Raw genomic sequence first — 7580 nt, forward strand, 5'->3', positions numbered from 1 at the left:
TCCGCGCTCCGCTATCCGGAGCGCGGTCCCTGGGCTGCATTCCCCCCAATCGGAGGCAAACATGGGGCGTTACGTCGCGCGGCGACTGCTCCAGATGATCCCGGTCTTCCTCGGGTCGACCTTGCTGGTCTTCGCCATGATGTACGCGCTGCCCGGCGATCCCGTGCGCGCACTCGCAGGTGAGCAGACCGTCGACCCCGCGCAGATCGCAGCGATGAAGAAGGACCTCGGTCTCGACCTGCCACTCTGGCACCAGTACTGGAACTACCTCGTAGGACTCTTCCAGGGCGACTTCGGCACCCAGATCGCCAGTGGGCGACCGGTGGCCGACATCATCTCCGAGTCCTTCCCGATCACGATCCGGCTGGCCCTGTTTGCCTTCCTGTTCACGGTCCTCGTCGGCATTTCCATCGGTGTCTTCGCCGGACTGAAGGCCGACACCCTTCGTGACCGCCTGCTGCTCGTCCTGACGCTCCTGCTCATCTCGGTGCCCTCCTTCGTGCTGGGCTTCCTCGGGCAGTACTTCTTCGCCTTCCAGCTCGGCTGGGTCGATCCCAACGTCAGCCTGGAAGCGAATTCGAGCGAACTGATCCTCCCGGCGGTCGTGCTCGGGTCGCTGTCCCTCGCCTATGTGGCACGGCTGACCCGTACCTCCGTCGCGGAAAACCTGCGCTCCGACTACATGCGTACCGCCGTCGCCAAGGGGCTGCCGCGCCGTCGCGTCATCGGCGTCCACCTGATGCGGAACTCGATGATCCCGGTGGTCACCTTCCTCGGTACCGACCTCGGCGCCCTGCTGGGCGGTGCCGTCGTCACCGAGGGCATCTTCAACGTCAAGGGCGTCGGCTCCGCAGTCTTCGACGCCCTCCGCCACCGCGAAGGGGCGACGGTCGTCGGCATCGTCACGCTGATCGTGCTCGTCTACCTCGCCGCCAGCCTGATAGTCGACCTGCTCTACGCGGTCCTGGACCCGAGGATCCGGTATGCCTGAGACGCTCAAGGAAACCTCCGCGGACGCCTCCGCGCCCATCGCCGCCGTGCCGGCCCCCACCGCGGAGGTCGCCAAGGCCCGCAGCCTCTGGACGGACGCCTGGTACGACCTGCGGCGCAGCCCGCTGTTCGTGGTCTCGGCGGTCCTGATCATCTTCCTGCTGGTGATGGCGATATTCCCCGGCCTGTTCACCGGCGCCGACCCGCGCTACGCGGACCTGGCCCACCACTACCTGCAGCGGCCCAAGTGGGGCCACTTCTTCCAGGCCGACTGGTTCGGTTACGACATCCAGGGCCGCTCGATCTACGCCCGCGTGGTCTACGGCGCCCGCGCCTCGATCACCGTCGCCGTGGTCGTCACCGTGCTGGTGACGGTCCTGGGCACGATCGTCGGGATGCTCGCCGGATACTTCGGCGGCTGGATCGACACCATCCTGTCCCGGGTCACCGACATCTTCTTCGGCGTCCCCTTCATCCTCGGCGCGATGGTCGTCCTGACCTCGTTCGAGGAGCGGCACATCTGGGTCGTCATCCTGGCCCTGGCCTTCCTCGGCTGGACCCAGATCGCCCGTGTGGCGCGCGGCTCGGTGATGACCATCAAGCAGGCCGACTACGTGATGGCGGCGAAGGCACTCGGTGCCTCGACCACCCGCATCCTGCTGAAGCACATCATGCCCAACGCGATCGCCCCGGTGATCGTCGTTTCGACCATCGCGCTCGGCGGCTACATCTCGGCCGAGGCCACCCTGTCCTTCCTGGGCATCGGTCTCGCCGAACCGACCGTGTCGTGGGGCGTCGACATCTCCTCCGGCCAGGAGCAGCTGCGTAACGCCGCTTACGTGCTGATCATCCCGTCGGTCATGGTGTCGATCACCGTCCTCGCGTTCATCATGCTCGGCGATGCGGTACGCAACGCCCTCGACCCCAAGCTGCGCTGAGGGAGGCGTACATGACCACCATCGACAAGACGGCGGCTGTTCCTGCTCCGCGCGGGTCCGGCGACGAGAGCGGTCCCCTGCTCGAAGTCCGTGACCTGCACGTGGAGTTCCACACCCGCGACGGCGTGGCCAAAGCGGTCAACGGGGTCAACTACAGCGTGGACGCGGGCGAGACCCTCGCCGTCCTCGGTGAGTCCGGCTCCGGCAAGTCCGTGACGGCGCAGGCCATCATGGGCATCCTCGACATGCCGCCCGGCAAGATCCCCCAGGGCGAGATCCTCTTCCGCGGCCAGGACATGCTCAAGATGTCCAACGAGGAGCGCCGGAAGATCCGCGGCCAGAAGATCGCCATGATCTTCCAGGACGCGCTGTCCTCGCTCAACCCGGTCCTCACCGTCGGCTACCAGCTCGGCGAGATGTTCCGGGTCCACCAGGGCCTGTCCAAGAAGGAAGCCCGCGCCAAGGCCATCGAGCTGATGGACCAGGTGAAGATCCCGGCCGCCGCGGCCCGGGTCTCGGACTACCCGCACCAGTTCTCCGGCGGTATGCGCCAGCGCATCATGATCGCGATGGCGCTCGCCCTGGAACCGGACCTGATCATCGCGGACGAGCCGACCACCGCGCTCGACGTGACCGTCCAGGCCCAGGTGATGGACCTGCTCGCGGAGCTCCAGCGCGAGTACAACATGGGCCTGATCCTGATCACCCACGACCTGGGTGTCGTCGCGGACGTCGCAGACAAGATCGCCGTGATGTACGCGGGCCGGATCGTCGAGACCGCCCCGGTGCACGAGATCTACAAGCGCCCCGCGCACCCGTACACCAAGGGTCTGCTGGCCTCGATCCCGCGCCTGGACCAGAAGGGCCAGGAGCTCTTCGCGATCAAGGGCCTGCCGCCCAACCTGCTGCACGTGCCGTCGGGCTGCGCCTTCAACCCGCGCTGCACCATGGCCCAGGACATCTGCCGTTCGGACATCCCGCCGCTCCACGCGGTGACCGAGCAGGACGGCACCGAGCTGGCCGGCCGCCGCAGCGCCTGTCACTTCTGGAAGGAGACGATCCATGGCTGACATCTCGAAGGAGTCCGTGGACGCCACCCCCAACGTCTCCGAGGTGGAGACCGTCGACGCGGCGACCGAGGCGGAGGCCGTAGCCGCCATCGACGCGCCCGTGTCGCAGGGGGAGCCGATCCTCCAGGTGCGCAACCTCGTCAAGCACTTCCCGCTGACGCAGGGCATCCTGTTCCAGAAGCAGGTCGGCGCGGTCAAGGCCGTCGACGGCATCTCGTTCGACCTGTACGCGGGCGAGACGCTGGGCATCGTCGGCGAGTCCGGCTGTGGCAAGTCCACCGTCGCCAAGCTGCTGATGTCGCTGGAGCGGGCCACCGCGGGCGAGGTCTTCTACAAGGGCCAGGACATCACCAGGCTGTCCGGCCGCGCGCTCAAGGCCGTCCGGCGCAACATCCAGATGGTGTTCCAGGACCCGTACACCTCGCTCAACCCCCGTATGACGGTGGGCGACATCATCGGCGAGACGTACGAGATCCACCCGGAGGTGGCTCCCAAGGGCGACCGGCGGCGCAGGGTCCAGGACCTCCTGGACGTCGTCGGGCTCAACCCGGAGTACATCAACCGCTATCCGCACCAGTTCTCCGGCGGTCAGCGCCAGCGCATCGGGATCGCCCGCGGCCTCGCGCTCAACCCGGAGATCATCATCTGCGACGAGCCGGTCTCCGCGCTCGACGTGTCGGTGCAGGCGCAGGTCATCAACCTGATGGAGAAGCTCCAGGACGAGTTCAACCTGTCCTACCTCTTCATCGCGCACGACCTGTCGATCGTCCGGCACATCTCCGACCGGGTCGGTGTCATGTACCTCGGCAAGATGGCCGAGATCGGTACGGACACCCAGATCTACGACCACCCGACGCACCCCTACACCCAGGCGCTGCTGTCGGCAGTCCCGGTTCCCGACCCGGACTCCCGCGAGGGCCGTGAGCGGATCATCCTCTCCGGTGACGTCCCGTCGCCGGCCAATCCGCCTTCGGGCTGCCGCTTCCGCACCCGCTGCTGGAAGGCCCAGGACAAGTGCGCCACCGAGGTGCCGCTCCTCGCGGTCCCCGAGCGCTTCAAGGACGTGAAGACGCCGGCCGCCCACGAGTCGGCCTGCCACTTCGCGGAGGAGAAGGACGTGGTGCACGCGGCCTCGTAACCCGCCGCGCGCGACAAAAGGCGCCCCGGAACCGATCGGTTCCGGGGCGCCTTTCCCGTGTACCGGGAACCGGGCTCGCAGGGTGCTCGGGTCAATGGGCCGATGCGTGCTCGGTTCCCCCGGCCGGAGCCGTACGGCGGGCGGGGACCGGTCGGGTCCCGCACCGGGCGTACGGCCCCGGGGCCGAGGCGAGGGGTGTCAGCCTCGCGCCTCGCGGTCTTGGGGCCCGCCGTCCTCGCCGAGGCTCTTGGCGGGCTTCGCGTCCTCCTTGCCGAGGCCCTTGGCGGGCTTCGCGTCCTCCTTGCGGGCCCGCGGGACGGCGGCCACCGACTGGGCGTCCTCCGGGTAGTGGCAGGCCGTCAGGTGGCCCTCACGGCTGCCGGAGACCCGCACCAGCGGGGGCGCCTCGCTCGCGCACTTGTCCGTCGCCTTCCAGCAGCGGGTGCGGAAGCGGCAGCCGGAAGGCGGGTTGACGGGGGACGGGACGTCGCCGGTGAGCCGGATGCGCTCCCGGGCCGGCGTGTCGTCGGCGGTCGCCTCGGGCACGGCGGAGAGCAGCGCCCGCGTGTAGGGGTGGCGCGGATTGCCGTACAGGTCGTCGCGGTCCGCGATCTCCACGATCCGGCCGAGGTACATCACGGCCACGCGCTGCGAGAAGTGCCGCACGACGGCCAGGTCGTGGGCGATGAACAGGAAGGCGATCCCCATTTCCTTCTGGAGCTTCTGCAGCAGGTTGACCACCTGCGCCTGGATCGACACGTCGAGCGCCGACACCGGCTCGTCCGCCACGATCAGCTTCGGCTCCAGGGCCAGCGCGCGGGCCACCCATGCGCTGGCGCGCTGACCGCCGGAGAACTCGTGCGGGAAGCGGTTGTAGTGCTCCGGGTTGAGCCCCACCGTCTCCAGCAGCTCCCGCACCCGTGCCTCGCGGCCGCCGGGCGGCTCGATGCCGTTGACCTCCATCGGCGCCGACACGATCTTGCCGACCGTCTGGCGCGGGTTCAGCGAGGCGTACGGGTCCTGGAAGATCATCTGGATCTCGGAGCGGATCGGCGCCAGCTGCTTCCGGTCGGCGTGCGTGATGTCCTGCCCGCGGTAGGCGATCCGGCCCGCGGTCGGCTCCAGGAGCCGGGTGACCAGCCGGCCCGTGGTCGACTTGCCGCAGCCGGACTCACCGACCAGGCCCAGGCTCTCGCCCTCGGAGACGGTGAAGTCCAGTCCGTCCACGGCCTGGACGGCCCCGACGGTCCGCCGGATCGGGAAGCCGCCCTTGATCGGGAAGTGCTTGGTGAGTCCGGAGACGTCCAGGAGGGGATCGGTGCTGCTCATGGTGGGAAAGTCCCGTCTCTTGTACGTCAGTTGGCCCGGCTGCCGGCGAAGTCGGTGAAGAACTCCGCGCGCTGCTCCGGGGTCAGGTGGCAGGCCGCCCCGCGCCCGGACACCAGGTCCAGCGGAGGCTGCTGGGCCGAGCAGCGGTCGCCGCCGACCTGCTCGGTGAACGAGCACCGCGGGTGGAAGCGGCAGCCGGACGGCGGGTTGAGGAGGCTCGGCGGGGTTCCGGGGATCGGCGACAGCGGCACGTCTACCGGGCCTTCGAGGGTGGGCATCGAGCCCAGCAGACCCCAGGTGTACGGGTGCTGGGGCGTGCGCAGCACCTCCTTCTTCGTACCCCGCTCCACACAGCGCCCGCCGTACATCACGAGGACGTCGTCCGCGATGTCGGCGATGACCCCGAGGTCGTGCGTGATGAAGATGATCGAGGTGCCGAACTCCTGCTGGAGGTCCTTGAGCAGGTCCATGATCTGGGCCTGCACGGTGACGTCGAGCGCGGTCGTCGGCTCGTCGGCGATCAGCAGCGAGGGGTTGCAGACCAGCGACATGGCGATCATCGCGCGCTGGCGCATACCGCCGGAGAACTGGTGCGGGTAGTCGTCCACGCGCAGGCCGGGCTGCGGGATGCCCACCTTGGTGAGCATCTCGACGGCCCGCGCCCGGGCCTCCTGCTTGGAGGCGCCGGTGTGCTTGCGGAACGTCTCACCGATCTGCTTGCCGATGGTGTGGTACGGCGAGAGCGAGGCCAGGGCGTCCTGGAAGACCATGGCCATCTTGTTGCCGCGCAGCCGCTCCAGCTCCCGCTCGGACGCGTTCAGCAGGTCCTGCCCGTCGAGCAGGATCTCGCCCTGGATCTCGGTGTGCTCGGGGTGGTGCAGTCCGAGGATGGCCAGGTTGGTGACGGACTTGCCGGAGCCGGACTCGCCGACGATGCCGAGGGTCCGGCCGCGCTCCAGGTCGAAGGAGAGCCCGTCGACGGCCTTGACCATGCCGTCTTCGCTGGAGAAGTGCACGCGCAGATCGCGTACGGAGAGGAAGGGGGTGCTCATGGGGTCTCTCCCTAGGCGAGGCGGACGCGCGGGTCGATGAGGGCGTAGACGGCGTCGACGACGATGTTGAAGAAGACGATCGCCGCCGCCGCGACCAGGACGACCCCGAGGATCATCGGGAGGTCGTTGTCGTAGACCGCCTTGATCGACAGGGCGCCGATGCCGTGCAGACCGAAGACCTTCTCGGTGATGATCGCACCGCCGAGCAGCAGGCCGACGTCGAGGCCGAAGATGGTGACGATCGGGCCCATCGCACCGCGCCAGGCGAACCGGAAGAACACGGTGCGCCGGGACAGGCCCTTGGCGCGGGCGGTGCGGACGTAGTCCTCGCTCATCGTCTCGACCAGTTGGGAACGGGTCATACGCGTGTAGTTGGCGGTGAAGATCAGCGCCAGCACCAGCCACGGCAGCAGCAGTCCGGAGAACCAGCCGGCCGGGTCCTGGCCGAACGGGACGTCCTTGGGGCGGCTGAGGATGTGCCACTGGTCGGTGAGGTAGTACATGGCGACCACACCGACGATGTAGATCTGCATCGAGGAGAAGATCAGGGACGCCGACGAGGCGATCTTGTCCAGCGCCTTGCCCTGCTTCACGGCGGCCAGCATGCCGGTGCCCACACCGACGAGCACGAAGACGACCGCGGCGCCGACGGAGAGGGAGAGCGTCGTCGGGAAGCGGTCCTCGATGGTGGCGAGGACCGGCTCGCGGTTGCGGAACGAGTAGCCCAGACACGGCGCGGGGCAGTGGCCGAACGAGCTGTAGTCGCGGCCGACGAACACGCCCTCCAGCCAGTGCCAGTACTGCACCGGCAGCGGGTCGGCGATGCCGAGGTTCTGCTTGACCAGCGCCAGCGTCTCCGGCGAGCAGATCTTGCCGCAGGCCGCGCGAGCGGGGTCGCGGGGCGCGACGTAGAAGAGGACGAAGGTGATGGCACTGATGATCAGGAGGATGACCAGTGCGCCGATTGCCCGGCGGATGAGGAAGCGGAACATGGCGATGGATTTCCCTGGCAGACGCCGACGAGGGGGAGGGGAGCGGGGGGGGGGGGGGGGGGGGGGGGGGG

At 68.6% G+C, this 7580-nt stretch carries 7 protein-coding genes; 4 read left to right on the top strand and 3 right to left on the bottom strand.

Going from position 1 to position 7580, the window contains the following annotated elements:
• Window positions 1-61: 61 nt before the first annotated feature.
• The 4 genes from ACN6LM_RS37200 to ACN6LM_RS37215 are packed head-to-tail and all read left to right on the top strand — an operon-like array spanning window position 62 to window position 4136.
• Window positions 62-991 carry an ABC transporter permease gene (locus tag ACN6LM_RS37200; protein WP_164404078.1) on the top strand — a complete coding sequence of 310 codons (930 nt, stop codon included), beginning with the start codon at window positions 62-64 and terminating at the stop codon, window positions 989-991.
• Entirely contained in the window at window positions 984-1928 is a 945-nt protein-coding gene (locus tag ACN6LM_RS37205) for an ABC transporter permease (protein WP_445069849.1), read from the top strand. The genes ACN6LM_RS37200 and ACN6LM_RS37205 overlap by 8 nt, the downstream gene beginning before the upstream one ends.
• An 11-nt stretch (window positions 1929-1939) precedes the next feature.
• Entirely contained in the window at window positions 1940-2998 is a 1059-nt protein-coding gene (locus ACN6LM_RS37210; RefSeq protein ID WP_164404080.1) for an ABC transporter ATP-binding protein, read from the top strand.
• Window positions 2991-4136, top strand: a complete 1146-nt coding sequence (locus ACN6LM_RS37215) for an ABC transporter ATP-binding protein (protein ID WP_445069850.1) — start codon at window positions 2991-2993, stop codon at window positions 4134-4136. Before ACN6LM_RS37210 ends, ACN6LM_RS37215 begins: the two co-directional genes overlap by 8 nt.
• A gap of 198 nt (window positions 4137-4334) precedes the next feature.
• Here the strand turns inward: ACN6LM_RS37215 and ACN6LM_RS37220 are convergent, their stop codons facing one another.
• The 3 genes from ACN6LM_RS37220 to ACN6LM_RS37230 are packed head-to-tail and all read right to left on the bottom strand — an operon-like array spanning window position 4335 to window position 7509.
• Entirely contained in the window at window positions 4335-5465 is a 1131-nt protein-coding gene (locus ACN6LM_RS37220) for an ABC transporter ATP-binding protein (RefSeq protein ID WP_445069851.1), read from the bottom strand.
• A gap of 26 nt (window positions 5466-5491) precedes the next feature.
• Window positions 5492-6517, bottom strand: a complete 1026-nt coding sequence (locus ACN6LM_RS37225; protein ID WP_445069852.1) for an ABC transporter ATP-binding protein — start codon at window positions 6515-6517, stop codon at window positions 5492-5494.
• 11 nt (window positions 6518-6528) lie between these two features.
• Window positions 6529-7509 (bottom strand): ABC transporter permease, encoded by a 981-nt coding sequence (locus tag ACN6LM_RS37230; protein WP_445069853.1) that lies wholly within the window; start codon window positions 7507-7509, stop codon window positions 6529-6531.
• Window positions 7510-7580: the final 71 nt, after the last annotated feature.

Source organism: Streptomyces sp. SAS_281, from assembly GCF_052542855.1.

Bases quoted from the DNA above. Each gene is read 5' to 3' on its own strand.
- ACN6LM_RS37225 (WP_445069852.1), bottom strand. From the start codon at position 6,517: ATGAGCACCCCCTTCCTCTCCGTACGCGATCTGCGCGTGCACTTCTCC.
- ACN6LM_RS37205 (WP_445069849.1), top strand. From the start codon at position 984: ATGCCTGAGACGCTCAAGGAAACCTCCGCGGACGCCTCCGCGCCCATC.
- ACN6LM_RS37230 (WP_445069853.1), bottom strand. From the start codon at position 7,509: ATGTTCCGCTTCCTCATCCGCCGGGCAATCGGCGCACTGGTCATCCTC.
- ACN6LM_RS37200 (WP_164404078.1), top strand. From the start codon at position 62: ATGGGGCGTTACGTCGCGCGGCGACTGCTCCAGATGATCCCGGTCTTC.
- ACN6LM_RS37215 (WP_445069850.1), top strand. From the start codon at position 2,991: ATGGCTGACATCTCGAAGGAGTCCGTGGACGCCACCCCCAACGTCTCC.
- ACN6LM_RS37220 (WP_445069851.1), bottom strand. From the start codon at position 5,465: ATGAGCAGCACCGATCCCCTCCTGGACGTCTCCGGACTCACCAAGCAC.
- ACN6LM_RS37210 (WP_164404080.1), top strand. From the start codon at position 1,940: ATGACCACCATCGACAAGACGGCGGCTGTTCCTGCTCCGCGCGGGTCC.